Origin of the sequence: Paenibacillus sp. FSL H3-0469 (assembly GCF_038051945.1) — a bacterium.
GTDB lineage: Bacteria > Bacillota > Bacilli > Paenibacillales > Paenibacillaceae > Paenibacillus_AQ.
This window is the reverse complement of the sequence record NZ_CP150302.1, coordinates 4,188,002-4,214,274: the sequence shown is the minus strand read 5'-3', so window position 1 is coordinate 4,214,274 and position 26,273 is coordinate 4,188,002. Positions and strand designations below refer to the sequence as shown.

The 26,273-nt window shown below is 52.0% G+C and carries 29 protein-coding genes; 16 read left to right on the top strand and 13 right to left on the bottom strand.

What is annotated here, in order from left to right; genetic code table 11:
• Positions 1-9 precede the first annotated feature (9 nt).
• On the bottom strand, positions 10-1,671 hold the full coding sequence (locus NSS83_RS18450; RefSeq protein WP_341183379.1) for a diguanylate cyclase: 1,662 nt from the start codon (positions 1,669-1,671) through the stop codon (positions 10-12).
• A 148-nt stretch (positions 1,672-1,819) separates the two neighbouring features.
• On the opposite strand from NSS83_RS18450, the gene hprK reads away from it, so the two are divergent.
• Entirely contained in the window at positions 1,820-2,737 is a 918-nt protein-coding gene (gene hprK, locus NSS83_RS18445) for an HPr(Ser) kinase/phosphatase (protein WP_076080767.1), read from the top strand.
• Positions 2,738-2,809: 72 nt separating this feature from the next.
• On the top strand, positions 2,810-3,094 hold the full coding sequence (locus tag NSS83_RS18440) for an alpha/beta-type small acid-soluble spore protein (RefSeq protein WP_341183380.1): 285 nt from the start codon (positions 2,810-2,812) through the stop codon (positions 3,092-3,094).
• A gap of 79 nt (positions 3,095-3,173) precedes the next feature.
• Here the strand turns inward: NSS83_RS18440 and NSS83_RS18435 are convergent, their stop codons facing one another.
• Both NSS83_RS18435 and NSS83_RS18430 read right to left on the bottom strand, forming a co-directional pair.
• Positions 3,174-4,472 carry a GNAT family N-acetyltransferase gene (locus NSS83_RS18435; RefSeq protein WP_341183381.1) on the bottom strand — a complete coding sequence of 433 codons (1,299 nt, stop codon included), beginning with the start codon at positions 4,470-4,472 and terminating at the stop codon, positions 3,174-3,176.
• A 35-nt stretch (positions 4,473-4,507) separates the two neighbouring features.
• Positions 4,508-5,305, bottom strand: a complete 798-nt coding sequence (locus NSS83_RS18430) for an AIM24 family protein (RefSeq protein WP_341346219.1) — start codon at positions 5,303-5,305, stop codon at positions 4,508-4,510.
• 225 nt (positions 5,306-5,530) lie between these two features.
• On the opposite strand from NSS83_RS18430, the gene NSS83_RS18425 reads away from it, so the two are divergent.
• The 4 genes from NSS83_RS18425 to NSS83_RS18410 all read left to right on the top strand — a co-directional run bounded on the left by NSS83_RS18425 (position 5,531) and on the right by NSS83_RS18410 (position 10,051).
• On the top strand, positions 5,531-6,769 hold the full coding sequence (locus NSS83_RS18425) for an ATP-binding protein (protein WP_341346218.1): 1,239 nt from the start codon (positions 5,531-5,533) through the stop codon (positions 6,767-6,769).
• 86 nt (positions 6,770-6,855) lie between these two features.
• On the top strand, positions 6,856-7,323 hold the full coding sequence (locus tag NSS83_RS18420) for a tetratricopeptide repeat protein (protein WP_341346217.1): 468 nt from the start codon (positions 6,856-6,858) through the stop codon (positions 7,321-7,323).
• Between the two features lie 325 nt (positions 7,324-7,648).
• A complete protein-coding gene (locus NSS83_RS18415; protein WP_341346216.1) occupies positions 7,649-9,355 on the top strand; it encodes an ABC transporter ATP-binding protein in 1,707 nt (568 codons plus the stop codon).
• Between the two features lie 81 nt (positions 9,356-9,436).
• Complete coding sequence (locus NSS83_RS18410; protein ID WP_341346215.1) at positions 9,437-10,051, top strand: GNAT family N-acetyltransferase; 615 nt, start codon at positions 9,437-9,439, stop codon at positions 10,049-10,051.
• A 431-nt stretch (positions 10,052-10,482) separates the two neighbouring features.
• On the opposite strand, the gene infC is transcribed toward NSS83_RS18410, so the two are convergent.
• Complete coding sequence (gene infC, locus NSS83_RS18405) at positions 10,483-10,989, bottom strand: translation initiation factor IF-3 (RefSeq protein WP_341183385.1); 507 nt, start codon at positions 10,987-10,989, stop codon at positions 10,483-10,485.
• 202 nt (positions 10,990-11,191) lie between these two features.
• On the opposite strand from infC, the gene NSS83_RS18400 reads away from it, so the two are divergent.
• Positions 11,192-11,773: a sigma-70 family RNA polymerase sigma factor gene (locus NSS83_RS18400; protein WP_341183386.1), complete on the top strand. Its 582-nt coding sequence runs from the start codon at positions 11,192-11,194 to the stop codon at positions 11,771-11,773.
• On the top strand, positions 11,766-12,614 hold the full coding sequence (locus NSS83_RS18395; RefSeq protein WP_341346214.1) for an anti-sigma factor: 849 nt from the start codon (positions 11,766-11,768) through the stop codon (positions 12,612-12,614). The genes NSS83_RS18400 and NSS83_RS18395 overlap by 8 nt, the downstream gene beginning before the upstream one ends.
• 141 nt (positions 12,615-12,755) lie before the next feature.
• On the opposite strand, the gene NSS83_RS18390 is transcribed toward NSS83_RS18395, so the two are convergent.
• Together NSS83_RS18390 and NSS83_RS18385 are read right to left on the bottom strand one after the other, a co-directional pair.
• Positions 12,756-13,976 (bottom strand): MFS transporter, encoded by a 1,221-nt coding sequence (locus NSS83_RS18390; protein WP_341348743.1) that lies wholly within the window; start codon positions 13,974-13,976, stop codon positions 12,756-12,758.
• Positions 13,977-13,999: 23 nt separating this feature from the next.
• Positions 14,000-15,178, bottom strand: a complete 1,179-nt coding sequence (locus tag NSS83_RS18385; protein WP_341183388.1) for a serine hydrolase domain-containing protein — start codon at positions 15,176-15,178, stop codon at positions 14,000-14,002.
• A 172-nt stretch (positions 15,179-15,350) separates the two neighbouring features.
• Between NSS83_RS18385 and NSS83_RS18380 the strand changes: the two genes are divergently transcribed.
• From NSS83_RS18380 to NSS83_RS18365, 4 genes are all read left to right on the top strand, one after another.
• Positions 15,351-15,809, top strand: a complete 459-nt coding sequence (locus tag NSS83_RS18380; RefSeq protein WP_076156441.1) for an Lrp/AsnC family transcriptional regulator — start codon at positions 15,351-15,353, stop codon at positions 15,807-15,809.
• Positions 15,810-15,949: 140 nt separating this feature from the next.
• Positions 15,950-16,270, top strand: a complete 321-nt coding sequence (locus NSS83_RS18375; RefSeq protein ID WP_036692208.1) for a metalloregulator ArsR/SmtB family transcription factor — start codon at positions 15,950-15,952, stop codon at positions 16,268-16,270.
• 23 nt (positions 16,271-16,293) lie between these two features.
• Complete coding sequence (locus NSS83_RS18370; RefSeq protein WP_036691785.1) at positions 16,294-16,806, top strand: SRPBCC domain-containing protein; 513 nt, start codon at positions 16,294-16,296, stop codon at positions 16,804-16,806.
• Positions 16,807-17,074: 268 nt separating this feature from the next.
• A complete protein-coding gene (locus NSS83_RS18365; RefSeq protein ID WP_341183389.1) occupies positions 17,075-18,805 on the top strand; it encodes an Imm51 family immunity protein in 1,731 nt (576 codons plus the stop codon).
• Positions 18,806-19,150: 345 nt separating this feature from the next.
• On the opposite strand, the gene NSS83_RS18360 is transcribed toward NSS83_RS18365, so the two are convergent.
• The 4 genes from NSS83_RS18360 to NSS83_RS18345 are packed head-to-tail and all read right to left on the bottom strand — an operon-like array spanning position 19,151 to position 20,460.
• Positions 19,151-19,381, bottom strand: coding sequence for a hypothetical protein (locus tag NSS83_RS18360; protein ID WP_341346213.1), 231 nt, complete (start codon positions 19,379-19,381; stop codon positions 19,151-19,153).
• Positions 19,382-19,400: 19 nt separating this feature from the next.
• The gene (locus NSS83_RS18355; protein WP_341346212.1) at positions 19,401-19,715 is read right to left on the bottom strand and encodes a helix-turn-helix transcriptional regulator; all 315 of its coding nucleotides are present in this window, start codon (positions 19,713-19,715) and stop codon (positions 19,401-19,403) included.
• A gap of 45 nt (positions 19,716-19,760) precedes the next feature.
• Entirely contained in the window at positions 19,761-20,120 is a 360-nt protein-coding gene (locus NSS83_RS18350; RefSeq protein WP_341183392.1) for a helix-turn-helix transcriptional regulator, read from the bottom strand.
• On the bottom strand, positions 20,110-20,460 hold the full coding sequence (locus NSS83_RS18345; RefSeq protein ID WP_341183393.1) for a helix-turn-helix transcriptional regulator: 351 nt from the start codon (positions 20,458-20,460) through the stop codon (positions 20,110-20,112). The genes NSS83_RS18350 and NSS83_RS18345 overlap by 11 nt, the downstream gene beginning before the upstream one ends.
• 161 nt (positions 20,461-20,621) lie before the next feature.
• Between NSS83_RS18345 and NSS83_RS18340 the strand changes: the two genes are divergently transcribed.
• On the top strand, positions 20,622-21,437 hold the full coding sequence (locus NSS83_RS18340) for a DNA-binding protein (protein ID WP_341346211.1): 816 nt from the start codon (positions 20,622-20,624) through the stop codon (positions 21,435-21,437).
• A gap of 29 nt (positions 21,438-21,466) precedes the next feature.
• On the opposite strand, the gene NSS83_RS18335 is transcribed toward NSS83_RS18340, so the two are convergent.
• The 3 genes from NSS83_RS18335 to NSS83_RS18325 all read right to left on the bottom strand — a co-directional run bounded on the left by NSS83_RS18335 (position 21,467) and on the right by NSS83_RS18325 (position 23,827).
• Positions 21,467-21,670, bottom strand: a complete 204-nt coding sequence (locus NSS83_RS18335) for a hypothetical protein (RefSeq protein WP_341183395.1) — start codon at positions 21,668-21,670, stop codon at positions 21,467-21,469.
• Between the two features lie 223 nt (positions 21,671-21,893).
• Positions 21,894-23,027, bottom strand: a complete 1,134-nt coding sequence (locus tag NSS83_RS18330; RefSeq protein WP_341183396.1) for an SMP-30/gluconolactonase/LRE family protein — start codon at positions 23,025-23,027, stop codon at positions 21,894-21,896.
• Positions 23,027-23,827, bottom strand: coding sequence for an SDR family oxidoreductase (locus tag NSS83_RS18325; protein WP_341183397.1), 801 nt, complete (start codon positions 23,825-23,827; stop codon positions 23,027-23,029). The genes NSS83_RS18330 and NSS83_RS18325 overlap by 1 nt, the downstream gene beginning before the upstream one ends.
• Positions 23,828-24,022: 195 nt before the next feature.
• On the opposite strand from NSS83_RS18325, the gene NSS83_RS18320 reads away from it, so the two are divergent.
• From NSS83_RS18320 to NSS83_RS18310, 3 genes are all read left to right on the top strand, one after another.
• The gene (locus NSS83_RS18320) at positions 24,023-24,718 is read left to right on the top strand and encodes a TetR/AcrR family transcriptional regulator (RefSeq protein WP_341183398.1); all 696 of its coding nucleotides are present in this window, start codon (positions 24,023-24,025) and stop codon (positions 24,716-24,718) included.
• On the top strand, positions 24,715-25,461 hold the full coding sequence (locus NSS83_RS18315; RefSeq protein WP_341183399.1) for a sugar phosphate nucleotidyltransferase: 747 nt from the start codon (positions 24,715-24,717) through the stop codon (positions 25,459-25,461). Before NSS83_RS18320 ends, NSS83_RS18315 begins: the two co-directional genes overlap by 4 nt.
• A gap of 180 nt (positions 25,462-25,641) precedes the next feature.
• The gene (locus NSS83_RS18310) at positions 25,642-26,259 is read left to right on the top strand and encodes an HNH endonuclease signature motif containing protein (protein WP_341183400.1); all 618 of its coding nucleotides are present in this window, start codon (positions 25,642-25,644) and stop codon (positions 26,257-26,259) included.
• Positions 26,260-26,273 lie beyond the last annotated feature (14 nt).

Sequence of the window (26,273 nt, the reverse complement as noted above, 5' to 3'; positions counted from 1 at the left end):
TGATTATAATTAAACCTCCGCCGCAACAATCTGGTTCCGGCCCTGATGCTTGGCGGCGTACAAGGCTTTATCGGCAGACTTGAACAGGTCGTTCAGGTAGGTGGTCGCATCCATGGCAGGCGGGATCTTGAATTCGGCGATGCTGAGCAGCCCCATGCTGATGGTGATGGACACGGGCCCATCGATATAATCGATATGGATGGTGTTGTGTTCAACCCCGGATTTGAGCTGCTCGGCCAGACGCCGCGCCTCGGCTCCATCCGTATGCGGCAAATAGATGATGAATTCCTCTCCGCCGTAGCGGGCCAGGATATCGGAGGGCCGCAGGCTGCGCTGCAGCAGCTCCACCGTGCTGCACAGGACCACATCTCCGGCGAGATGGCCGTGCTGGTCGTTGATTTTTTTGAAAAAATCGATGTCGATCAGTATAATAGTCGAAGGTGTCCGGGTACCGCTGACCCGAAGCGCCTCCTGCTCCAATTGCTGCATCAGATAATGCCGGTTGTAGCAGCCGGTCAGGCTGTCCGTGATCGCCAGCTTCCTCAGCTTGCCGTTCGTCTGGAACAGCTCCTCCTGTACCTTCACCAGCGAGTCGTTGCGTTCCTTCAGGATGGCATTCTGCTGGTTCGTCTCATCGATGAGCCGCCGGATCTCGGTAACATTCTGGAAGGTGACAATCCGCCCGACCCGGCTGCCGCTCACTATGATCGGCGCTGCATGAATACTGACAACCATTTGGATAACGGGATGCAGAATTTCCAGCTCGGCCGTCTCCAGCGGGTACTCATGGTATTTCTCAAGGAAGGACCCGATCTTCAAGGCAGGGTCATCCGGCAGATAGCTGCTTATATTGAACGCCGCACCCGTCACAAGCGGGATATAGGGATGCAGGGCATGATTGATCTCCACGACCTGCTCCTGGTCATCCAGCACGAGAATTCCGTACTCCATGGTATTGATAATATCCTGATGGGCGATAGTTACGATATCGAATACTTTGTCCTGGTGGATTGTAATCACAAAGAACGTAGCCGACACCACTATACCCAGTGAAGTGAAGCCCGGAATTACCGGTAAATAGTCATCCAGAATGACATTGAGAAGCACGTCGATCATAAGGAAGACGCACAGCGCCGTAATGCCTTTGAGCATGTACATAACCTGATTCTTGATCCGCGCGGCCTGGTTAGAGGTCAGAGCCACGTATATGACATACATGGATATGAGCGCATCAATGACAAGGAAGGCCATGCTGAACCAGAAAATAGGTCCGTAGGTCCGCTCCACGTATCCGCCGTTCACCGGACGGACGAACCATCCATAAGGATTGAGCACCACTCCAACGGATGTCAGTACTGCAGGGATTACCAGCGCGGACACCATTCTTTTAGTAAGGAACTGGGATTGTCCGGCGAGCAGAATCGTGAAGAAGATCCAGCCCAGGCCCAGCAGGGAAGCATCCACGAAGGCAAGCTTCACATAAAAGAGCTGATAGAGAGGATCATCAACGGTCCGGATGGCAAACTGGCAGTAGGGCCAGATCAGCATGGCGAAATGAAACCCTAAATAGACCTTGTGCAGCTTGGTAATCGTGACCGTGGCCACGATATAGATGAGCAGCAGGAACAGAAGGAAGCACATAATCAGGTCGATCCAAGAGGCTAAAGCCAATATGTTACACCTTCTTGATTTTAATAGTATTTATTGATTTTTGTGGGTCTTAGGTCTTATATATTGTTTTTAATATATAATTAGCGTGTGCAGATTACAAGATTTTTAGATAAATCTATCGGAAAATATTGGATTGGGAGGGGAGCAAATGAAATCTATTAGCGTGCAGAGTCTTGTAGAGAAATTCCATCTGGAGGTGCTTGCGGGAGCGGGCCGGATGGACCGTAACATCACCCGTCCAAGGACGCACAGACCGGGTCTGGAGTTTGTCGGTTATTTTGATTTTTTTCCGATGGAGCGGGTGCAGGTCCTTGGACGTAAAGAGATTAACTACCTGTTAACGCTGAGTGTAGAGGAGCGGATGCTGCATATCGGCAACATCGTCAAATATCATCCGCCGTGCTTCATCGTAACCAGCGGCCAGCAGGAGATTCCTTATCTGACGCTATTCTGCGACCAGGAGGGCATTCCGCTGCTGCGGACGCCGGAGGTGACCACCGAATTCATTGCCAAGCTGGACAGCTTCCTGGTGAAGACGCTGGCGCCGGAGCTGTCGATCCACGGGGTATGCGTTAACGTGTCGGGGATCGGTATTCTGCTGCGTGGCAAGTCGGGGATCGGCAAGAGCGAGACGGCACATACGCTGATCCGCAGGGGCCACCGCTTCGTGGCGGATGATATTGTGGTGCTGAAGAAGCTGGGTCCGGCGACGCTCCTTGGAACCCATAATGAGACCACGCGTGAATTCCTGGCGCTGCGCAGCATTGGCCTGATCAATGTCGTGCGGCAGTACGGGCGGCGGGCGTTCCAGGATGAGACACGGATCGTGCTCGATATTGAGCTTGCCCCCTGGCAGGAGAATTCACTCAACAATGAGCTGGAGCTGGTGCCCCAGTTCACCGAATATCTCGGGGTGCAGATCCCGCATATCGAGGTCCAGCTTCAGCCGGGCCGTGATGTAGCCGGTCTGATTGAAGCGGCTGCGAACAACTGGTATCTCAAGCAGCTCGGATACAGTGCGGTGGAAGAATTCATGCAGCGGATTGAGGACGGGATGCAGTCTTAAAGGGCGGCAGGGAATGAAGACACGCGCTCCTGGGCAACTTAGAGGAAAGACAGCAAGGGAGCGTGTCCGTAAATGGCGAGAAGAAGCAGGAAATATGCTGTACCAGGGTCCGCCCAGGGAATGCAGACGTTCAAAGCAGAGGTTATGCGGCAGGAAGGATATCACGTGGATCCGAATCATCCGGACGATGTGAAATACGAGGTAGCCAAAGAGCTGGGCATCCCACTGGAAGCCGGAAATAACGGCAAGCTGACCACCGGGTCGGCCGGACAGATTGGCGGCAGAATCGGCGGCTCCATGGTCCGCGAGATGGTGCGCCTGGCCCAGGAGCAGCTTGCGGGTAAGCAGAAGTCTTAGAATGCGATATAGGATATAGGAGCCCGCATGCAAAAGATCCCCTTTCTTAATCAGAAAGAGGATCTTTTTTGGGCTTAAGTCACAGGCTGCCGCTGTAATATCTGTACTCTGAGTTAATCTCAAATCCGGCACGGAGATAGAGGTTCAAAGCCCGGACGTTCTCGGTGACTACGCTGAGGCGAATTACCGGATAAGGCTTCTGCAATAGAATACTGACGGTTTGCCTTAGCACCTTCCCGCCAATTCCCTGACCCTGACAAGCAGGCAGTATACAGAAGTTATGAATAAATGCGGTATCCTCATTAATATAATTGACCCGGATCAAACCGGTCGCCCGGTTCTCTAGCCAAGCGATATAGGTTACCCGCTCCGGCTCATCCGTCTGAGTGAAGTACTCGCGTGTTGTATCTTCCGGTTCTACGAATGCCTGGGAGGAGCAGGATATTATGAATTCCCAATCTGCCGGTGTGGCCGGGAGCAGCCGCAGATCTTCCTCAACCGGGTGTAGCGATGTGTTGTGCGGGACGTAAGCCATCGCGTACTCAGATCTGGCGAAGTGGGCGCCAAGGGCCAGGGCTGCGCCGATCCCTGTCTCTGAGCCTCCTGGAATTCTATAGCTGAGCCTGTGAATGCCTAGAGGTGCCATATCTTTCGTTGCCCGTTCTATCAGTCTGCGGAATACACCGTTCCGGCGATAATCCGGATGGACCATGGCATTGATCTGTGCCTCATCGCCCCCGGCAGCGAACCAGCTAAGCAGGCCGATGAGCTGATCGCCACGGTAGCAGAGCAGGGAATGGTCACCGTCTTTTTTGACGAGATGCTCAAGATCTGAGTTCAATTGGATAGAATCCGCCTGAGTGCATTGCTGCTCCAGCAGCGTAATGTCTGCCGCTTGCCGGCTGGAATGGTAGGTCATTGGAATGATGCTCTCCAGCTTAAGAAGCTGGCGGAATTCGGCAACACTCTCGAAAATACCGTCTGGCATAACCTCGTAAGTCTGACTCTGGAAGGTCGATAGCCAGCGCACTCCGTAAGTCCGCAGCCCTGCTGCTTTGCCCGCGAGAATATCGGCATTGCTGTCCCCTACGAAGATGGCATTGGAATAATTCATACCCAGAATCCGCAGAGCGGAGTGAATTCCCTCAGGATCAGGCTTAGGCTTCACCACATCATCTCCAGTAATCGAGAGATCAAAGAAACGGTCCAAATCCAGCGCTCCCGCCGATATCTGATAGGCCCGTCTGCTTTTTCCGGTGATGACCCCAAGCTTCATTCCCTGGGCCTTCAAATCTTGAAGCAACGCTATAATGGTATCGTCATTCTGAAATTCTTCGAAATGTCTCCCGAAATCAAACAGTACTGCTTGGATAGGCATTAGAGGGTACTTCCTTTCGAGAGAAATAGAGAGAATTAAGAAGTAGGCGTGCCCTGAAGCAGGCTGTTTCTGTAATTCATGAGCGGGGCCAGCCAGACCATGCCGGTTCCCCGGTACACGTTGACCAGGCCTTCGCCGGAGGCGGCGGAGCCCAGACGGGTCTTGCCTGACTTCTCAACTGTGAAGTCCAGCGAGTTGGACCACATGAGAGCAAAGTTACCGTCCACCTTCAGCACATCATTCTGCAGCTCGACCACGACAGCTTCCTCGGAAGGAATGGGAGCTTCGAGGGCAAGAATCCCTTTGCCACGTGCGCTCAGGTTGAACAGCCCTTCACCGCCGAGGACGGCAGAGGAGATGTTCTTGCGTGCCGCAACGGAGATGTCGAGCGTAGTCTCGCAAGCCAGGAACATGCCGTCATCGATCACGATATGGTCGTTGTCCACATCAATCAGCCAGAGGTATTTGTAGGTGGTCTCCAGCAGGATCGTTCCGGTTCCCTTGTAGAGCGGCTTGACTGCACTGGTTCCGGTTGCCGCCCCGGATAGCATATTGCGCATCAGTCCTCCTACGCCTTTAATGCCGGAGGTCATCTCGATATTGCCGATCATATATTGCATGGCCCCGGCACTCAGCATCACCTCATTGTTATTCAGCTCAATCATCAGCTGCTTGTTGCGCATGTTGCTCTTGCTCATGAAGAAGTTGGTCTCCGCTTCATAGCGGGTGGTGGTGCTGAGATCCTCTTTGTATTCGATGATGCTGAAGCCGCCTAGCTGCTCTTTAATAACAACGTTGGAATTGTCTTTCAGGTTATTAATGGTAAAAGCCATGGATACCCGCTCCTTTGGTAGCTGTAGTTATGCAATGCTGTGCCTCATGCCTTCAAAGGATACGTATTCGACACTTTTTGCGGGTATCCTTGAATTCCGGGAGAAAAAAACGCATACAATAATTCCTTTACTTCTAATATCAGGTTAGCGTAATGTTCTAAGTATAGTGCTCAGAATACAAACGTATCTCTTGACACCAGCATTAGAACCGAAAGGAAGTTAGCCTTGTTTGAGACGCTGCTGCTCAATTTTTTGTTTATGCTGTTTCCGGTGCTGATATTTCTGATTTTCTTCGAGAACAGGCCCCACGCCTACAATCATAAGATTCTTGTACTGCTCATCGCCGCCACCATGATCCTGTGTATCGCCAAGCCGATCCGGCTGGAGACCGGGTTCATCTTTGACCTGCGGTATGTTCCGTTTGTCATTGCGGCCTTGTATGGAGGGTACAAACATACCCTGCCCTTATATGTGATTCTGAATGTATACCGTTTCTACATAGGCGGTGAGGGAACCGTCCAGTCCTTACTTTTTTCGACAGCAGTATTCATCCTGGTTCCTTCTATAAGCTCCAGATTTCTCCGTTCTAAGCCTAAGGGACGGATCTTGTGGGCTACCTCCATCGTGGTGCTGACTATGGGCTGTTATCTGATCATTCTGGGCCAGATCATGGATAAGCTGGATACCCAGTTCTGGACGCTCGCCTTCTATGCCTTAACTACGCATGCGGTGGTCATGGCGATCCTGATGATCCTGCTGGAGCAGATCCTGGCGAATCTCAGGAACCGTGAGCGGATTATGCAGTCGGAGCGGCTGAACGTGGTCAGTGAGCTGGCGGCCAGTGTCTCCCATGAGATGCGCAATCCGTTAACCGTGACCAGCGGCTTCCTGCAGCTGCTTAATCTCTCCAAGAACCTAACCCCGCAAGAGAAGGGGTATGTTGAGCTGTCACTGCTGGAGCTGAACCGGGCGGAGAAGATTATCAGCGATTATCTGTCTTTTGCCAAGCCGCAGTCGGCGAGCCGGGTCTACTCCAACCTGATGGCAGAATGTGAATACACCAAGAATGTGATATTGCCGTATGCCACGATCCACAAGGTTGCGGTTGAATTCAGCTTCAACAATCCGCTCAGCACCCATTATGACAGTAATGAGATGCAGCAATGTCTGATTAATCTGTACAAGAATGCGATTGAAGCGATGGAGGGGGTGGAGGATGCCGTCCTGTCCATTAGTGTCTTCGCAAGCGGGCAGAATATTATCATTACCATCAGCGACACCGGTGTCGGAATGACGAAGGATGAGATCTCGCGCCTGGGCAAGCCGTATTACTCCACCAAGGCGGATGGAACGGGGCTCGGAATGGTCATGGCGTATAACACGATTAACAAGCTCAAGGGGCGTATTGAGGTCACCAGCGAGAAGGGCAAGGGAACGGTCTTCCGGATCATCATCCCTGCCTAACGCACGGCAACAGTGGGAAACTTGGTGTGAAAATGATAAAGTATCTCTAAGAGAACTTGGAACTATTAACCGGGAGGCTATGGGTAATGAGAGAAGAATTAATCGCGCAATTGAACGCTTGGCATGAGGCGGACGAATATGAAGAAATCGTATCCCGCATCAAAGAGGTGCCGACACCGCTGATCGATGAGGAGCTGGCGGTTCATCTGGGCCGGGCGCTCAACAATCTGGGCCGCTACCGGGAAGCGCTTAAATGGTTCAACAAGGCGGCGGATCAGGGTAAAAAAGACCCGCTGTGGCATTTCCGTGTCGGCTACGCCCACTATTATCTGGACGAGTACGACCAGGCGATCAAAGCATTCAAGAAGGCGAATAAGCTGGACCCTGAGGATCAGGATACCATCGAATTCCTGGAATGGAGCCGCAGTGAGAAGGCGGCGCTGGCCGCTGCGGACGAGGATAGCGAGGATGCAGAAGAAGCCGCCGAAGCGGATTCCGCTTCAGATGCCAGCCCCGAAGCGGATCCGGATGCGGCAAAAAAGACTAATCGCTAGGGCTTGACGGCCAGTCTGCCCGAAGCATACAATGATAGTCAATCTTATCAAAGAGGTGAAATGGATGCCATTCCGTACCGTTGCAAGGAACTAGTTATCGGGCTGGGTAGAACGCGTACCAGCCACCAAGGGGGAGGTCTGTCCTCTTGGTCACAGCTAACTGGATTCTTGAACGGTGCCTGGAAGGTCATTCTTTGTGAGCCGGGACACTGAGTTATTCCGCTTGAAGACTATACTGCTGAGGCAGGAGTCTTTGGCGCGGAGTGGCGAGGAGAGTTCCCGGCTTTTTGCCATACTCTTATGAATAAGATTGGAGATTGTGATCATGTTAAAAAAATGTCTTGTCCACCTCAGAGGGTGGGCCGCACTGTATATAGGTCTCGGCTTCGCCATTCAGCTCTTAAGCAGCCTGGGTATTGTAGTCTTCCAGAAGATTCTGGATCAGGCGGTGGCGGGAACAGGCTTCCGTGAAATCCTCTACGGAGTAGTCGTCTACGGGATACTGCTCGGCCTGAACGTCCTGCTGAATTATGCGGATGAATATCCCAGCGCTTATCTATCGAGCAGCATCACAGAAAGACTGAAGATTATGGCCTTGTCCAAAATCTCCAGAATGGATTATTCCGCCTATCAGAACATGGGCACAGGCCAGATGATTAAGGTGATTGAGAACGGCGCGGCTGCCGGGAACAGTATTCTGTTTTCTTTTGTCCTCCACACGCTGCATGAGCTGCTGCCTACGATTCTCTTCAGCCTGCTCTTCATCAGCTACTATGACACCAGAATCATGCTGGTGATTGCGGGCGGGTACGTGGTTATCTTCCTGTTAACGAATATTCTGCTCAAAGTTCTCTACCGGATCAAGGAATCGGTGCTTATGCAGCAGGAGGCCATGTCCCGGTACGGGGTCCGCGGCTTCATGGAGCTGGTCGTCTTCCGCACCAACAAGAAGTACGCGCAGGAGATCGGCAGACTGAACAGGGCCGCACAACAGATCATCAGGCAGAGCGCGAAGCTGCAGATGATTCATGAATCCTTCTTCGCCTTATTCGAATTGTTCATTACGGTCATTAAGGTGGTTGTGCTGCTGTACGGCGTGAAGAATGTGGTGTCCGGGCAGGCCTCTGTCGGGGTCATGGTCGCGCTGTTCATGTTCATTGAGAAAATTTATACGCCGATCGCCATCTTCAACGTATTATTCGTCGGCTATAAGCTGAACAGGGTCACCTATCAGCGGTTCGAGGCCTTCCTGAATGCCCCGGAGGACCGGAATCTGGAGCAGGGCAAGGCGCTTGCGCAGCTACAGGGCAGCATTGAATTCAAGGATGTAACATTCAGCTACGGAGAGGTACAGGTGCTGGACCGGCTGTCCTTCTCGGTTGCGCCAGGAACCTCAGTGGCTCTGGTCGGACTAAGCGGCAGCGGCAAGTCAACGGTTATTAAGCTGATTACGGGCCTGCTCAAAAAAAACGGCGGCCAGCTGCTGGTCGACGGCACGGATATCGACGAGCTGAGTCTGGACAGCTACTATGATCACATCTCATATCTGTCGCAGGACAGTCCGATCTTCGACACCACCATCCGGGGCAACATGGTGTTTGAGCAGGACGTTCCGGATGAAGAGCTGTATGCGGTGCTGGATAAGGTTCACCTGAAGGAGAAGGTGTTGGAGCTGCCGGAGAAGCTGGAGACGCGGGTTGGGGAGCGCGGGCTGAAGCTGTCGGGCGGGGAGCGTCAGCGGCTGGCTTTTGCCCGGGCGATCCTGCAGAAGCGGAACCTGATCATCCTTGATGAGCCGGTATCGGCCCTGGATAATATTACGGAGCGCAGCCTGATGGAGACGGTATTCGCAGAGTTCAGGCATAAGACGGTCATGATTATCGCACACCGGCTGAATTTCATCAGCGGCGTGGACCAAATTCTGGTCATGGAGCAAGGCAGGCTGGCGGGGGAAGGGGATTTCGATTCCCTGATCCGGGACTGCCCTTCCTTCCGTACGCTGTGGAATAACGGCAGGGGGCAAACGGATTAAACTATCTTTTACCTTGTGGACTATCTCCGCCTGAACTATGCTGGGTGGCAGATAGAACTTGAAGGTGAGGTTACGTGTATTATGAATCTGGCATTGTCCAGGATGAAGCTCGAAACAGAGCGGTTAATCATCCGTCCCTATATAGAAAGTGATCTGATGGCTTCGTTCGAGCTCATGCAGAACCCGGAGGTGCTGGCCTTCATGCATATGGAGGTCATGCCGAGGCATGAGTATGAGGGCATGTTCCGCTGGCTGATGTTCAGCTATCATACGCCGTTTGAGCTGCCGTTCAAGTATTCATTTGCCATCTGCGATAAGGCGACCGGGCAGCTGATCGGCTGGTGCGGGGCCGGTGTGCTGGAGTTCAGGGCGCCGGATGCAGAGCTGTATTATCTGATCGGGCGTGAACACTGGGGCCGGGGATATGCTACCGAAGCCGCTGCGGCGCTGGCGGACTACGCTTTCGATGTGATCGGACTGGAGCAGCTATACGCCAAGGCAGATCCGCGTAACACCGCGTCGCTCGGGGTGCTCCGGAAGCTGGGCTTCCGGGTGGAGCAGGAGCTGGCCGGATTGACCGGCGATTATGAGGACTGCAACGGGGAACTGCTGCATGTGCTGACGAAGGAGCGGTTTGTAGAGCGGGCTTTCAAGGCGGGAAATGACCATATGCTGAGCGGGCGGGCGATGAACTGACGAGGGATATGCGCGGAATATATAATTGGAAGAAGCGTGGAAGAAGACCGGAAGATTAGAGATTACGGCTTGCTAAGCCGTATTTTAGTAACAGGTGCCGTCCTTATAGGATGGCACCTGTTGTGTATGAGCAGGACTCCCTATCGCTGTCTCACGCGGCATTGCAGCACTTTTTTAGACTGATTGTATTTTCTGCAATAGAATTCGGGCTTAGCTAAGCTAAATAATCATCTGTTGTATTTTATACAATGGTTTTCTTGAATTCTGCCCGAAAGCCCTTATTTGTCCAGATTCTGCTGTACAGAGTGCAATAGAATCAATTTTTAGACCAATTTCGGGGTCAGCTAATGTATAAAGTGCAACAGAAGTAGAGTCCAGCCAGTTCTGAACCCGCACATCATTCAGGCTTAAGGGTGCCTTGATCAGACAACTTAAGTACGCGGATTTATCCGTACCTGTGCGCCCTTGCCGCTGGTCTGCAGCCCGGAGGCCTTGGTTCCGGCCTCCTTCAGATCGGCCACGAGCCGCTCCAGCACTGCCTTCGCAGCGGCGGCCTCCTTGGCGCCGGAGGACTTCACGACGAGCTGCACCGGCTTGCCGGAGCGCAGATGCTTGTCCGCCTGACGCAGCTTCGTGTCGTAGTCATGCTCTTCAATATGAGCGGTGAAGCGCAGCTCCTTCACCTTCTCATTGCTGCCGCCTTGCGGACGACTGGTATCGCCTTTGCGTGCGGCTTGCGCAGCCGCTTTGCCTTTGCCCTTGGCGACCAGGCTGCAGGGTGGCGGGCTGCTCATCAGCGAGGTGCAGACCAGGTCGGCCCCTGCGGCTCTGGCCATGGACAGAGCCTCGCTTCTGGATACGGTGCCGAGCTTCTCGCCCCTCAGCCCGGTCAGCTCGACCTCGGCTGCCTTAATCTGTTCATTAATCAGTACGGCCACGGAAATAATCCTCCCTTTGCGGATATGATATAGCTATCATATATGGAAGCGGGCAGGGCTTCAATAACAGCTGCCGGATGCCTGCACCCGTCAGGCCGGCAGGTTGAGACGGTTGTGCAAAGCGGTTATACTCAGTGGACGCAGGTTTTTCAGCATGGAACCACTGGCACTACTATATTTTCTGTTGAATGGGGGATGGCAATTGAATGACACAGCTGACGATAAGCAGTTAATTCTGCTTATTGCACAGAAAGACTCGAATGCCCTCGAACTGCTCTATGACCGGTATGAACGGGTCATTTATAGCTTTGCTTACCAGATCGTGAAGGATTCGATGGCTGCCGAGGAGGTTATGCAGGAGCTGTTCCTGCGCCTGTGGAAGAATGCGGGGCAGATTGACTTCGGTAAGGGCAAGCTGCTGACCTGGATGTTCGCAGTGACCCGCAATCTGGCGATTGATTATCTCCGTAAGCGGGACGCCAGGCTGCCGCGGCAATCGGCCGATTCCGGGAATCTGGAGCAGGTTCAGGACCACAGTGCGCTCACCGAGGATCTCGTTGAGCTGCAGATGGCGGGGGAAGAGATCAGGGAGGCGCTGCTGGGATTAAGCCGCGACCAGCAGCAGGTAATGGATATGATCTATTACCAGGGCTACACCCAGCAGGAGGTAGCCCAGCTTGCGGCAATCCCGCTGGGAACGGTCAAGGGAAGAGTCCGGCTGGCGATGAAGCAGCTTCACAAATCTTTACGGCACTGGGGAAGGAGGGATCATGCACATGAGTGAACACAATGAGGAACTCTGTGAGTTGGCCGAATTATATACGCTGGGCGCACTGACGGCGGAGGAAATGCAGCAATTCGCTGCCCATGCAGCAGAATGCGCGGAATGCAGGGAGCTGGTGGAGGAATACCGCCAGGTACTGGACCATCTTCCGCTTGCCTCTGTGCCCGTAGACCCGCCCTCCGGCATGAAGGAGCGCATCTTGTCACGGGTGCTGGAATCCGGGAATGCGGGCGCACCGGCAGCCCGGCCGGAGACCCGTCTGCTGAATATCCAGCCTGATGCAGAGCGAGCTGCGGAGCATGAGCCAGCGAGGACTCCTCCGGCAGAGCAGGGTTTGCCCCAATTAAGCATCCCGGAGCCCAAGAGAACCCGGTTCTGGGGGTACCTGAGCCTTGGACTGGCTGTGGCTGTGCTGCTCCTGGTCGTCTACACTGGCCAGCTGCGCGGCAATGTGTCTGAGCTGAAGCAGCAGCTGGCTTCCGGCACCGGACCGCTCCAGGGGCTTAAGGTGAATGAGGCGGTAGCGCTAAGTCCGGCGGGAGAAGGGGTTACCGCCAAGGGTACAGCAACGATTGTCGCAGACCCTACCGGCACCCACCTTGTGCTTCAGGCAGAAGATCTGCCGGAGCTTACCGGCACCGAGGTCTATCAGGTATGGCTGATCAAAGGGGACTCGCCGGTGAATGCAGGTACCTTCATCTCACAGGGCGGAAACGGGGCACTGTATTATTCGTTTGACCCGAAGGCCTATGATACTATAGCCGTTACACTGGAGCCGGATGGCGCGGGCGTTACCCCGCGCGGGAAGATGATTCTCACAGCGCCGATTAAGCAGGGGTAGGGTGCAGTGTAATGCCGTAAGGCGGCCGAGTGGAATTGAATAGAATTGAAGCTGAACAGCCGGGAGGATGGATTCCCGGCTGTTTTTTCGCTAAGCAGACAATGATACAGGGCTGCAAATGAGGGACGCAGAGTGGTGAGGTTATTTATTGCGATGATTATCCAAGATTCCGGGAGGAAATCCATGTGTTCTGCTGCGTCTTGCTATCCATAAGGAAAGGACCAGCAAGACAAACAACGCCCAAGGAAATGTCATAACACCCGTTGTTTCGAGAAGAATTCCACCAATTACACCGCCCCCGCCAATGGCCAGATTCCATGCGGTTACAAGCATGGATTGCGCTACATCTGCGCTCTCTCCGCCAGCCGAAGCCATTGCTGTCTGCAGCAGCGTTGCTGCTCCTCCAAACGTTAAGCCCCATACAGCAACTACAAGATAGATCACGAAAGGCTTGCTGCTGCCTATACTAAGCAGGACAGATGCCAATGCAAATGCAGTGAGGCTAATCAGAACCAACAGCCTCAGGTGACGATCAATCCAGATACCGGTTAACCAGATGCCAAGAAGTGCGGTAATACCGAAAATAAGAAGCACCAAATCCACGATCCCTGGCAGCCCGGCCTGAGTAAGGAACGGTGCTATATAGGTATACAGGATATTGTGGGCCAATACCCAGGCCAGCACTACAAACAGGACCGGCCGCACTCCGGGCCTTGTGAAGACCTTATTTAGCTGCTTGTCTGCAGCTTCTCCCGGATAATCCGGCAGCTTCCAGAGTATCCAAATGGTCAGCAGCAGAGCGAACAGCGACAAGACGCCAAAGATATTACGCCAGCCTGTAAGGTTACCCAAAAACGTTCCGGCTGGCACGCCAAACGCCAAAGCAAGCGGTGTTCCCGCCATTGCAATAGCCATAGCCCGTCCCTTCAACTGCTCCGGTACCATGCGCCGGGCATAACCTGCGATCATTCCCCACAGGACACCAGCGGACACACCTGCGAAGAAGCGGGCCGTTAGCGTCAGGGGATAGTTCGAAGATAAGGCAGTAACGGTATTGAATATGAGAAAACCAAGGATGCATACTAGCAGCAAGGGTCTCCGCCTCCAGCCGCGTGTTGCCGTGGTCAATGGAATGGCGGCGACTAACGAGCCCAGGGCATAGAGGGTAACAAGCTGGCCTGCCATGGCCTCTGTGACTCCAAGCCCCTTGCTGATCTGAAGCAGAAGTCCGGCAGGAATCGTTTCAGTCAGAATACAGATAAACCCGGTCATCGCCAGGGCAAGTAATCCAGCCCAGGGAAGGCGTACGGAAGCAGGAGAACTGGAGCTCTGCTGCGGGGAAGCAATGGTGCTGCTGCTCATCCCGGCGTTCTCTTTGGTATTGTTCATGACGGGTCCAATCTGCCATAGATGGCATTACACAGGTCAACCGTGAACGGACCCGACATGCCCTCCAGTGCTGTATTGGTGAAGGCGACCACGCTTAGTCGCTGCTTGGCATCGACGAACCACGAATGCCCATAGGTACCGCCCATGCGCCATGTGCCAAGGGACTCTGCAGTATCGGCTGCAGCAGGATCTTTAAGCACTGTGAATCCCAAGCCGAAGCCTCGTCCCGGCCAGAAGGGCATGGAGAGGTCACCAATCTGGTTGGTAGTCATTTCGCGGACCAGTGATTCCGGCAGCAGGGGCGCCCCGCCCTTCCGCAACGTCTCCAGCAATTGGAGGAAGTCTCCGGCGCTGCCGATCATACCGGCTCCCCCGGAAGCATAGGCGGTGCTGTCTAGCGCCCGGCTCGGAGCGAGCCGGAATCCCGCCGTTCCTTCTACAAAGGCCAACCTGTCCGGATTCTCCATAGGCCGCAGGCCCGGAACGTCATCGGCGTAAGCGGTGGCCAGCCGCTGCGGTTCCACTGCAAGGAAGCCGGTATCCTTCATGCCGAGTGGCCGGGTCACGAGTATATCTATGGCTTCACTGAGCGTGGTTCCGGTAACCCTTGCGATCACCGCCCCCAGCACATCTGTTGCGATAGAATATCTCCACTCGGTGCCTGGTGTATAGAGGAGTGGAACAGACGCTAGCCGCTTCAGATTCTCTTCAAGCGTAATACCAGACTGATCCATGCCATCGGATACCCCGGCCTGCTCATAGGAGCCGCCTTCTTCCTGAAAGAAGCGGTAGGTTAGACCAGCGGTGTGCGTCATTAGGTGGCGTATCGTGATTTCCGCCCGCTTGCCGTTCTTCAGACGTGGCTGAAACTCCGGTAGCCAGCGGTCCACCCGGTCATCAAGCAGCAAGCGGCCTTGGGCCACTAGTACCAGAGCAGCTGTTGAGGTAATCGGCTTGGAAACCGATGCCAGCCGGAATAAGGTATCCTCCCGCATGGGCTGCTTCAGTTCACGGCTTGCAAAGCCGGCAGCCCGGCTATATAGGAGCTTCCCATCTAACGCTACCTTGATGACAGCGCCCGCCAGGCGCTTGTCAGTAAGAGTCTGCTCAATAACTTTATCAATGCGCGCCGGGAGGCGGTCTGGATTAATCGTGTTCAAATACTGTGTACTCAACAGTTATCATCCTTTCACTATAGTTAAAGCAAGGTTTGCTTTACTAATGTAAGTATATTATATAAAATAAGTTAATCGGATTACATAAGGCAACCAAGCTATAATAGCCGTCCGGCGGTTAAAAACAAGGCAGTTTGCACAAAGTTCTTTAAAATTAAAGGAGTTGAATGGAATGGACCATACGGATAAGCAGATTCTGTTTCATCTTCAGAGCCAAGCGAGAATATCTATGACGGAACTCGGGAAATGTGTGGGCCTATCACAACCCGCAGTGACAGAAAGAGTTAGACGTATGGAGGAAAATGGGGTAATCAGCGGGTATCGCACCATAATCTCACCGGAGAAGATTGGAAAACATGCGGCTGCCTATATGCTGTTCCACTCCAGAGAATGTACTGCCTTCATGGAATTCTGCCGCTCCTCTCCGGAGGTCGTTGAATGTTACCGGATCAGCGGAGAGCACAACTATCTGTTAAAAGTAATGACCGATTCCACGCAAGCCTTGGAGCAGTTCGGCAATGAATGCGATAAATACGGGAACTATACGATTCTAATTGTGATGTCATCGCCCATAGACCATAAATATCTTATTCCTTCGCTGGAAGCGGCAGGCGTTAACCTGCTCGAATAGACAACAAGTAATGAGAAGCAAAAGAGCAGCAGAAGCCGTCCGACAATTTTAAAATATTCCTTGACGGGAATATTCCCATTAGGGTATATTTTGAATGTACCCGAAATACTAAAAGGCTTGATTAAAGGAATGCTGAAATGATGGACACAACGACATTTAGCGCACTTGCTGAGCCTACGCGGCTGCGGATGGTAGAGATCCTGAAAGACGGGCCGATGAGCGTAGGCGATATCGCCGAGCGGCTCACGCTCCGTCAGCCTCAGGCCTCGAAGCATTTGCGTGTGTTGCTGGAAGCCGGACTGGTTGAGGTGGAAGCGGCGGCTAACCGCCGGAACTACAGGCTGCGTACGGAGCCGCTGAAGGCTATGGATGCCTGGCTGGAAGCTTACCGCAGGCTGTGGAGTGAACGCTTCGACAATCTGGATGACTATCTGCGGCAGTTACAGTCCGAAGACAAATGAATGACTATCAGGAGGGATTAGGAATGTCTGGCACAATGATTTCCCGAGTAGAAGGTCTTGAGCTGGTTCTGGAACGTGTATTCGATGCCCCGCGTGAGCTGGTATTCAAAGTATTTTCTGAGGCAGAGCATCTGAAGCAGTGGTGGGGCCCGCGCGGCTGGATTGTTCCCTTCTGCAGCGTTGATTTTCGTCCGGGCGGTATTTGGCATTACTGTATGAAGTGTGTCGATGAGAAGCAGGGGGAATTCTTCGGAATGGAATCCTGGGGCAAGGGCGTCTATCATGAAATTACTGATGGCGAGAGCTTTGTCTACACCGATTACTTCTCGGATGCCGAAGGCAATGAAACCGAAGGAATGCCGTCTACTTTGGTCAGCATGATCTTTGAAGAGACGGAGGGGGGCGGAACGAAGCTGATCAGCCGCTCGAAATATGAGTCCGAAGAAGCGCTCCGTACTGTCATGGATATGGGGATGATCCAGGGAATTACCGAAACCTGGGACCGTCTCGGGGAGCATCTGCAGTCGATTCAGTAAATTGCCGGAATGTATAGGTATGATATTATAGGGGGCTGTCCTGATGCCGGATATAGGCAGGGACAGCCTCTTTTTGGTATAGAAGCCGAAGCTAAAGCCTCGTTTTGCGGGGTTATTTTGAGCCGGGAGATATCTATGTTAACCGGGGCCTGTTTAATTTCCCGATTTTCCGGTGAATGGGTAATAGTGAATGAACTGACGGCAAGCGCGCCTGCGGAATTTGGGGATGGGCTTGTTTTGCAGTGTCCAAACAGGGAGGCTAAAAGGTATGGATGAAGCGTTGCTGGCACAAGTGAAGCGTTGGCTTGACAAGAATGAATTTCAGCAGATTGTGGACCGTCTTCTGGAGATTCCTCCGGAGGCAAGAGATTATGAATGTATCAGCCAATTGGGCAGAGCCTATAACAACCTGGGAGATTACGACAAAGCGCTGGAGCTGCTGCTCAGCATTGCAGAGGAAGGCAAGGCGGATTCGCTGTGGCATTTTCGCACAGGGTACTCCTACTATTATCTGAAGCAGTACGAGCAGGCTGTCCAAGCGTTTGCACGTGCAGATGAACTGGAGCCGGGAGACGGAGATATTCAGAATATGCTGGAGTACAGCCGGGAAGGCTTGCAGCGTGAGGCCAGAGAGCAGGCCAGGCGTGCCGAAGCGATACATAATGCTAAATTGCTCAGAGAGAGCGGCGGCAGAGACCTTGGGTCTTTCCTTGATTTCTGTGCGGATTTCTGGGAGGACAGCGACTACGCCTTGAAGGAGTATGTCTCTCCGCTGCCCAGTGACGAGCTGATTGCTTCAGTCGAGCAAGAACTGGGCTATAAGCTGCCAGCTTCTTACATTGCCATGATGAAGCAGCATAACGGGGGGATTCCGCGGAATACTTGTTTTCCGGTGAATGAATCTACCTCCTGGGCGGAGAACCATGTCGCGATATCAGGAATTGCCGGGATCGGCCGTGACAAAAGCTACTCCCTCTGCGGAGAGCTGGGCAGCCGCTTCATGATTGAGGAGTGGGGTTACCCCGACATTGGCGTGGTCTTCGGAGACTGTCCTTCTGCCGGACATGATGTCATCATGCTGGATTACCGCCACTGCGGCCCGGAGGGTGAACCTGAGGTGATTCATGTGGACCAGGAGGGCGATTATGAGATTACGTTCCTGGCCCCCGACTTCGAAACCTTCATCCGCGGGCTGGTGAACGATGAGGTGTTTGATACCTCGGAGGAGGATAAGGAGGATGACCTGAAGACAGTGGCGTCCGGGGCGTTCTCACCGCTGTTGCAGGAGCTGTGCGACAAGGTTACGGAAGTGGACGATATAGAGGGCGTTATCCGCAGGATCAGCACCGCCATTGTGGAGGAGAAGGGCCACTTCTCTCTTCATGCGGACGAGCGGTCCACCTTGATGTATGATCTGCAATTCTGGCTCTATACGCGCGTCTACCCGAATACGAGCCGTGACCAATATCTTGAGGTATATTCCAAAATGATCGCGTTCGGCGGTGAATTCAGCACAGGCGGATATGCCCCGGGCTTCATCTCGGACTGGCTGGACGACCGGGTCCGCCAAGGCATGATCGTGAACACGAACGGGACGCTCCGGTTCACGGATGAGGCGAAGGAACAGTTATTGAAGAAGCTGAAAGAGGCGGAATCGGCGGGAGCTGCGGATCTGAAGCCTTTTATTATCGTGGAGCAGGATAACGGCGGCAAGTCCGTGATTCTGAATGCAGGAAGCTATAAGACGGAGGTATTCGCCGCGCGGGAAGACGAGGGCTTCGAAGGGGGCGGGTATGATTGGGCCTCTCTGGCAGCAGTCTTCCTGGAGGAGCGGATGCCTGAGCTGGCCCAGATCATCCGGTTTGACCCGGAAGCAGATATGTTCTGCGCCTATTCCTCCGATGGCGAGGCGCTGGTCAAGTTCGCCACTGCCTTCAAGCGGGCCTGTGAGGATAATGAGCTCATCCGCGATCTGTTCTCGCGTGCGGAGCTGGATTAGGACGAATCAGACGGGGCTGCCTGTATATGGGCAGTCCTGTTTTTTATTAATTGTGAAACAAGTTTAAGGAAAGTAGAACAATACCAATGATAAGCATAATAAATGCCAGTACTCTTACCATTATAAAATAGGAGGAGGATGGCTCTCTGCGTGCCTTCCATCCTTGTAGTAGCTCCCAGGACTTAAAGGGGAATATTGCTATTAACAGAGCTCCGATAACCCATACAACCAAAAATATAGTTGATATTGCTGAGAAAATAATCATTCCACTTGGAGATCCCATAATACTCCTCTTTTCTCAAAACCGAGTTCAGTTTACTAAGCAGCATCCCTTTGGGTTTGGATTCATCTGGCATCTTTTTTTTCGGAGCTATCCAGGGTAGCCAGCACTTCCCGATTGATCTTAGTGAGAGCTTCTATCTCGTGTGTCCTTCTGCCACTTATCAAAGTCATATGTTCATCTAACGCCTTCCGGCGGTCCGTATGATCCTCGAAACGAAAAATTTCTTCAGCAGGGATTTGGAAGGCGGCTATTATTTTCTCCAGGGTCGTTCCTACACTTTCTGGTAAATTCATGGGATCACCTCAGGAATGCTTATGCTTCAAAAGCTCCTTTTACCTCGCTAACAATCCTCTGCAGAGTAGTGATTTGCTTCACACTTAACCTGCTGACAATACCCGCATATTCATCAAGGGCTTTCTGCTGCGCAGCCTCAGTCTCGTTAAGACCCTGAGAATGGAGAAATAACTCGCTGGGTTGAATTTGTAATGCTGTTACGATCTTCTCTAAGGTATCTATAGAAAAATTCCGCTCCCCACGCTCAACTGCTCCTATGTACGCATCATCCAAGTTGGATAGCTCGGCTAATTGCTGTTGTGTTAATCCTTGGGCCTTTCTTATAGCGCGCATTCGGTCTCCGACTGTATTCCGTAAGTCTGTCATAGCGTAGTATTCTCAAAGGTCATGTTTCTTCTCTTCCCACTCTAAAACCGATTTTAGCAAACTAAGTGCCATTTTCTGATCTTCTGAGGGGCGCTCAACCAGTAACTCTATAATCTGACTAAGAGCATCCTTTTGCTCCATGGGTCCAATATAACGGAACAGTTCCTCTAGCGATATGTTTAACCCTGTAACGACCTTTTCCAAGGTCTCAAGCGTGAGGTTCTTTTCTCCGCGTTCAACTTGACCCACATAATTAGTATGTAGACCGGACCGTTCTGCAAGCTGTTCTTGCGAGAGGTTCATTTCTTTGCGTAATCTTCGGATGCGTTCCCCGATTCTTTTTACAAGCTCGGGTTTGAATTCATCTGCCATCTTTATTTTCGGAGCTATCTAATGTAGCCACCACTTCCCGATTGATCTTGGTCAGCGCTTCTATCTCATTAGTACTCCTGCTACTTATCAAAGTCATATGTTCATCTAACACCTTACGGCGGTCGGTATGATCCTCGAAACGAAAAATTTCTTCAGCGGGGATTTGGAAGGCAGCTATTATTTTCTCCAGGGTCTCCAAAGAAATATTGCGGTCTCCGCGTTCAACCCCACCTATATAGCTGTAGTGAAGTGATGCAGCTTCCGCCAGTTGCTCCTGGGTCCATCCTTTAGCTTTTCTAAGCTCACGTATCCGACTTCCTACACTTTCTGGTAAATTCATGGGATCACCTCCACTTAAGGTTAGAAGAGGTATGTTAACCATTACAGATCATCAAAGACAAAGTAATCTTTATAATATTAGTACTTAAAAGTACTTTTTATCTTGACCAAATGTATATTTAGTTATACAATTAACTTAAAATGGAAAAAGGAGGCACGACCATGCGCCCTTTTATTCTAAAAATACTCAATCCGGACATTATCGTTGAAATGCTGGAAATGGCAAATCGCTTAGAGGATTGGGATAAGATGCTGAATACAGCAGGTATTCTTTACAGCTATGCGCAGTGTATCTATGAGGAGCGGCAGTATCACAAGGCTAAAGGAATTCCGGTACCGCTTATGGACATGCAGCGTCCGCTTGTATATTATTTCGGGTTCAGTCATTTGATGCGGGGCATCGCTTATCAGAAGCAGCAGAAGTATGACGACGCTAGAGAGATGATATACCGCTATGCTGAGCTGGGCTGGATGGAGGATTTGGGGGAAGAAGGAGAGGTGATTGCCGAGGAGTTCAGAGGCTTGGCGCGTGCTAACTTGTATATGGTGGATATTCTCTCAGGGCAGACTGGACTTCTGGAGGAATATTGCTGTTTCTTGCAGGATCATCCGGAGGAGCTGTTGCCGGGGTTAGGGACTATTTTGCAGGCTGCGGTGGATTACGGGCTAGATGTGGATGATCTGCTGCATACGTTCGCGGAGCAGAGTGCCGGGTTTGGGGACTATGAAGATGCAGGCAATCTCTCGCACTATTTCAGCTATTGTTATCATTTAGCGCTATATCATAAACGGACAGGCAGAATACAGGAGGCGCTGGACTGGATGATGCAATCTTTAAGACTGGCCCATCAGTCCGGACATGACGGGAATTTCAAGCGCTGTCTGGCGCTGTTCGAAGCACTGCGGGAAGGAGTGACGGACGAACAGGCCGGGGGATATCATGAATTGCTACAGGAGTGCCTCGGTCAAATAGTATGAAGATCCCGTCATTGTAAGTGGAGTTGTGTTCAAATCTTGTCCTTCTTCCGTAAAAGAAAAATCACTCCGCCAATCAAAAATCCGCTGATTACCCCCGCCAAGACAGACTTCAGGATACTGAATACCATGTCTATGGCTGTACCATCTGGTGTTGCAGTCAGATTCACAATGAATAGCAGACTGAACAAGATTGATGTGACCAGAAAAGATTTTGAGGCAAGGAATGTTTTCATGCTTATCCTCCATTCAGGTATGATACCCGTTATCTCAATGACTCCCTTGTAATTCTACCATAATTACCCTGCAAAATAACCAGACAAGCAGGTGGAAGGTGCACTGAATCATATGAATGGTCGTCTGGAGCAGGTGGGTCTTAAGCTTGCGGATGTGGTGAACCGCAACAGCAGCCCCTCCTGCCGGAGTGAGCTACTATTGGGCTGCCTCAATGTGGCAATCTTACGGTTTCAAAAGCACCCGGTGAACCCCTTGGCTTCCGCCCGGTGCAGTTCCGAGATATAAATATCCTCCCTGGCTTACGGCAGTGGTGATCCCGTACAAGGTTCCTTCCGGATCATGCCAGCTGCTCACAAGCTCGCCTTCGGGGCCGTATTCTGCGGCAAGTCCGTGTTTTACCGGGGCACTTGCTCCATCTAACAAGGTTTGCGGAACCTTGGACATCGTCGCGGCTACCCAAGGATGACTGTGCATGTAATCGGCAAAAGCCAGCCGGGTTGTAAATACCCCTACCCAGAAATGCCCCTGTTCATCACGGGTGATATTGTCCGGGAACCCCGCCAGATTCTCCGCGAATATATCCGAGGTGCCTTGCTTGGGCCCCTTCAGCCAGTATCGGGTCAACTGATAATGGTACGATTCAGCAACAAGCACGAAATCTTCTTCAGCAGACAATGCGACCCCATTGGCAAAATATAAATCCTTCAGCAGAACGGTGGTCTGCCGGGTCTGCGGATCATATCTCAACAACCGTCCATGCGGTTTGTTCTCGGCGATCTCTTTGAACATGACCTTGCCGTAGTTAGAGGTATCGGAGAAATAGATCATTCCGTCCTGCGCGATATCCAGCTCGTTCGCCAGATAGATCGGCCCTCCATCTACTTCTGTGGCCAATACTTCAATCTTCCCGTCCTTGCCAATCGACAGCAGCCCCTTCTGAATATCCGTCACAATCAGATTTCCGGCAGCATCGAATTTCAGCCCGTTAGGTGTTCCCTGGGTATCGGCGAACACTTCGGCTGGCTGCGCTTTACCTTCCGCATCGAAGGCCACTCTGTAAATTTTACCGTCAGAGTCGCCTGTATACAGGCGGCCCGTAGCATCAAAAGTGATAAATTCCGGGAACTTCGCGCGGTCTGTCACAAGCTCTGCGGAGCTAAGCTTGCTGTTCTCTTTCCAGGGACCCTCCTGCTCAAAAGAAGGGGCGGCAGGTGCAGACCACACGGCAGGCTCTACCGGGGCTGGCATCAGCAGGAATCCGGCGATTCCCAGCACGATTATTCCGAGCAGGATCAAGCTCCATCTACGGATATGCTTACCGGCGGACCGTTTGCGTTGATTAGTTTCTGTAGACATTAGACATTCTCCTTAGGGTTTGTAGGGCGAAGCATACCCCCGACCAGGCGCAGGCTTTGTCTGCGGGTCATGAACCGGGTGATCTGGGCACTCAGGTAATTGCGGAGCCCCGGAACAACGTACTGTTTTCCTCTGGCCATAGCGCGCAGTGTAAGGGCCACTACCCGCTCCGGCGAGTCCTTCGCGCCGCCGACAGAGGCATCCTCCGTACCTACCACGTTGAAGAAATTAGTCTCCGTCGAGCCTGGACACAGGGCGAAGAATTGTACGCCACGATCACGATTCTCCCAGTAGAGGGCATCGGTGAAGGATAAGACAAAAGCTTTGGTCGCCCCATAGACGGCCATATAAGGCAGCGGCTGAAAGCCTGCGGTAGACGATACATTGATCACAGCACCTGCTCCTCTGTGGAGCATTCCGGGAAGGAAGAGATGCGTCATATCGACTACAGCGGCTACGTTGAGCATGACCTCTTCATGCTGGCGCTCGCCGGAGACCTGCTCGAACAGGCCATGGGTGGCAAAACCCGCATTGTTCACCAGCAGATCGATATTCAGGTCAAGCTGCTGGCATTGCTGGTACAGCTCTCCGGCAGCGCCTTCGAGCGATAGATCCAGCGGAATCACCCGGCACTGAACTCCATGGCTGCGCGTCAATTCGGCTGCGAGCGCCTCGAGTTTGCTTTTGGTTCTGGCGACCAGCACCAGATGGCTGCCTTCCTTGGCTAATTGTCTTGCAAACTGTTCTCCGATTCCCGAAGAGGCTCCGGTGACCAATGACCATTTCCCTTTAATATTCATTTTCAATTCTCCTTCTGAACCAATGTTTTGTTTTGGTAACAACGTTACCTATGTGAATCATAGTAACCAAAACATCACACGTGTGTCAATCTAATTTTTTCACGTAAGGGTTTAATTGACATCCCAGGTGCGAATGTTTAGAATTCCTGTTAGAACCCGGCAACCCTGTTGCTGGTCAATAACATTGATAACCGAATGAAGGTGATTCCTATCCATAACGAAGACAAGTCCTCGCCATCCACGGGCCGGACACTGAAGACCTATCAGGAAGCCCGTCTGCAAAATACGGAGAATCTCCGTAAGCTAGTGGTAGATGCAGCCGCAGATATTCTGCAGGAAGAGGGGCCGGAGGCCGTCACTGTACGCAGAGTATCGCAAAGAATGGGCTGTTCCACCAAAATTATCTATAGTCTATTTGTCAATAAAGAGGGGCTGGCCCAGCAGTTATATCTTGAAGGTTGTAAGCTGCTGGCCCTGCGTTTTGAAGAGGTGCCGCCGTCCGCTGACCTCCGGCAGCATCTGCTGGAGCTGGGCGAAGCCTTCTGGCAGTTCGGACAGGATTACAGCAGCTATTACAAGCTGATGTTCGGAGGGGCTTTTGCCGAATTCAAGCCGGATGCGGAGAGTATGCAGGGAACGTTGACCGCCATAAGCCGACTACAGGTTCTAATCATTACCGCCCAGCAGCAGGGGCTTATTTCGGATCAGGAAGAGACCGGGGCTCTTGTCGCCGTCATATGGTCCTCACTGCACGGTGTAATTCATCTGTATATGGGTGGATTCCTTGGAGATACCTTAACCGCCCATACCGTATACAAACAGACGATGGCTTTGCTATCCCAATCCTTGTTTGCGGCACCCGGACCAGGCAAAGGGGCGAGCAAAGGATGATTGCTTTAATCTTGGCTGCGGGGTATGCCACCCGTCTGTATCCGTTAACGCTGGACACCCCGAAGCCGCTGCTGCCGGTGCAGGGAAGCCGGACGATTCTGGATCTGCTGGCCGCGCGGCTGGAGGTGCTGGAGGAGATTTCGGAGATTCTTGTGGTGACGAATGAGCGCTTTTTCCATGCTTTTGAACAGTGGGCCGGGCAGTACCAAGGGAGCAAGCAGGTTCGTATCCTCAACGACGGCACTTCTTCTCCCGAGGGGCGTTTAGGCGCGATTGGCGATATCCAGTTTGTGCTGGAGCAGGAGCAGCCGCAGGAGGATCTGCTGGTGCTGGCGGGCGATAATGTGCTGGGCTTCGGCCTGGCGGGGTATTTGGACTATTTTCACAAGGTGGATACCGACTGTATTCTGGTGCGGACGGTAGATGATCCGGCGGAGCTGCGCAGTATCGGCGTGGCGGAGCTGGATGCGCAGAATCGGGTCTTGTCCCTGGAGGAAAAGCCGCAGGCGCCCCGCTCGAACATTGGCGTATTTGCGCTGTACATCTACAAACGTTCTACGCTGCCGCTGTTCTCCCGTTATCTGGCGGAAGGGGGCAACCCGGATGCGCCGAGTTATTTTCCCGAGTGGCTGCATTCCCGTCAGGAGATGCGGGCCTACTATACGGAGGGCACGATTGAGGATGTCGGCACCCCGGAGGCCTATGCGCAGATGCGGGCGAGGCTGGAGGAACAGGCAGAGTAACCTGGGTTAGTTAAAAATCAACAAAACGCACGGGCAGAGGAAGAATCTAGTGAAAATTCACAAGTTAAAAATTTCTATGATCGTGATTTAACTAATGAAAGTCAAAAAGCAATCGGTATAGGAACAGATTATGTAGAGCTTAAATCAGGCCTTGTAGTTACCGAGACTACATCCCCTTATTTGGTTATAAAAATAAATAACATTATTGGCACACCGCCAACAAGTATTGAGGCTGTGAGTGCATTATACAGAGGAACAGAACGATTTGCTTCCTTAGGTTTGTTCACCCAACTCAACGTTGCATGGAGTGCAGGTCAAATATGGGTTGGCCAAGCTGTAACAAAACCTATAACGGTCAATAAAACATATTTTTATTCAACGTATAATAGTGCTTTTGGCATATGGGTTGTAAACCCCCAAACAGGTCAACTTGGAACAGCAGGTAATAACTATTGGGAAGTAGATATATTGTTAAATAGATTGGGCCAGAGATATCCATCTTGGAAAAATGTGGATGTTCATGGTTATCTCAACGCTACAATGCCTAGTTCAACTGAGTGGCCTACTTACAGTTCATCCTATACAGCGCCACTTAGAGAAACTTTTAATAATTCAGTAAGAACAGCTTATAGAAATTATTATGATAGTAATTATGGTTATGTCAATTGGACGCAACCGATTGAAATTCATCATATTCGTCCATTAGAATATGGAGGAAACAATGATTTTTCTAACCTAATTCCTTTATGGGCAGATCATCATCTTAAATTTTCGTTCTGGTTTTCATATTATAAATAAAAAGGATGAAAATA

Bases quoted from the DNA above. Each gene is read 5' to 3' on its own strand.
- hprK (WP_076080767.1), top strand. From the start codon at position 1,820: ATGAAATCTATTAGCGTGCAGAGTCTTGTAGAGAAATTCCATCTGGAG.
- NSS83_RS18440 (WP_341183380.1), top strand. From the start codon at position 2,810: ATGGCGAGAAGAAGCAGGAAATATGCTGTACCAGGGTCCGCCCAGGGA.
- NSS83_RS18435 (WP_341183381.1), bottom strand. From the start codon at position 4,472: ATGCCTATCCAAGCAGTACTGTTTGATTTCGGGAGACATTTCGAAGAA.
- NSS83_RS18430 (WP_341346219.1), bottom strand. From the start codon at position 5,305: ATGGCTTTTACCATTAATAACCTGAAAGACAATTCCAACGTTGTTATT.
- NSS83_RS18420 (WP_341346217.1), top strand. From the start codon at position 6,856: ATGAGAGAAGAATTAATCGCGCAATTGAACGCTTGGCATGAGGCGGAC.
- NSS83_RS18415 (WP_341346216.1), top strand. From the start codon at position 7,649: ATGTTAAAAAAATGTCTTGTCCACCTCAGAGGGTGGGCCGCACTGTAT.
- NSS83_RS18410 (WP_341346215.1), top strand. From the start codon at position 9,437: ATGAATCTGGCATTGTCCAGGATGAAGCTCGAAACAGAGCGGTTAATC.
- NSS83_RS18395 (WP_341346214.1), top strand. From the start codon at position 11,766: ATGAGTGAACACAATGAGGAACTCTGTGAGTTGGCCGAATTATATACG.
- NSS83_RS18390 (WP_341348743.1), bottom strand. From the start codon at position 13,976: ATGAGCAGCAGCACCATTGCTTCCCCGCAGCAGAGCTCCAGTTCTCCT.
- NSS83_RS18380 (WP_076156441.1), top strand. From the start codon at position 15,351: ATGGACCATACGGATAAGCAGATTCTGTTTCATCTTCAGAGCCAAGCG.
- NSS83_RS18375 (WP_036692208.1), top strand. From the start codon at position 15,950: ATGGACACAACGACATTTAGCGCACTTGCTGAGCCTACGCGGCTGCGG.
- NSS83_RS18370 (WP_036691785.1), top strand. From the start codon at position 16,294: ATGTCTGGCACAATGATTTCCCGAGTAGAAGGTCTTGAGCTGGTTCTG.
- NSS83_RS18365 (WP_341183389.1), top strand. From the start codon at position 17,075: ATGGATGAAGCGTTGCTGGCACAAGTGAAGCGTTGGCTTGACAAGAAT.
- NSS83_RS18360 (WP_341346213.1), bottom strand. From the start codon at position 19,381: ATGAATTTACCAGAAAGTGTAGGAACGACCCTGGAGAAAATAATAGCC.
- NSS83_RS18355 (WP_341346212.1), bottom strand. From the start codon at position 19,715: ATGCGCGCTATAAGAAAGGCCCAAGGATTAACACAACAGCAATTAGCC.
- NSS83_RS18350 (WP_341183392.1), bottom strand. From the start codon at position 20,120: ATGGCAGATGAATTCAAACCCGAGCTTGTAAAAAGAATCGGGGAACGC.
- NSS83_RS18345 (WP_341183393.1), bottom strand. From the start codon at position 20,460: ATGAATTTACCAGAAAGTGTAGGAAGTCGGATACGTGAGCTTAGAAAA.
- NSS83_RS18340 (WP_341346211.1), top strand. From the start codon at position 20,622: ATGCGCCCTTTTATTCTAAAAATACTCAATCCGGACATTATCGTTGAA.
- NSS83_RS18335 (WP_341183395.1), bottom strand. From the start codon at position 21,670: ATGAAAACATTCCTTGCCTCAAAATCTTTTCTGGTCACATCAATCTTG.
- NSS83_RS18330 (WP_341183396.1), bottom strand. From the start codon at position 23,027: ATGTCTACAGAAACTAATCAACGCAAACGGTCCGCCGGTAAGCATATC.
- NSS83_RS18325 (WP_341183397.1), bottom strand. From the start codon at position 23,827: ATGAATATTAAAGGGAAATGGTCATTGGTCACCGGAGCCTCTTCGGGA.
- NSS83_RS18320 (WP_341183398.1), top strand. From the start codon at position 24,023: ATGAAGGTGATTCCTATCCATAACGAAGACAAGTCCTCGCCATCCACG.
- NSS83_RS18315 (WP_341183399.1), top strand. From the start codon at position 24,715: ATGATTGCTTTAATCTTGGCTGCGGGGTATGCCACCCGTCTGTATCCG.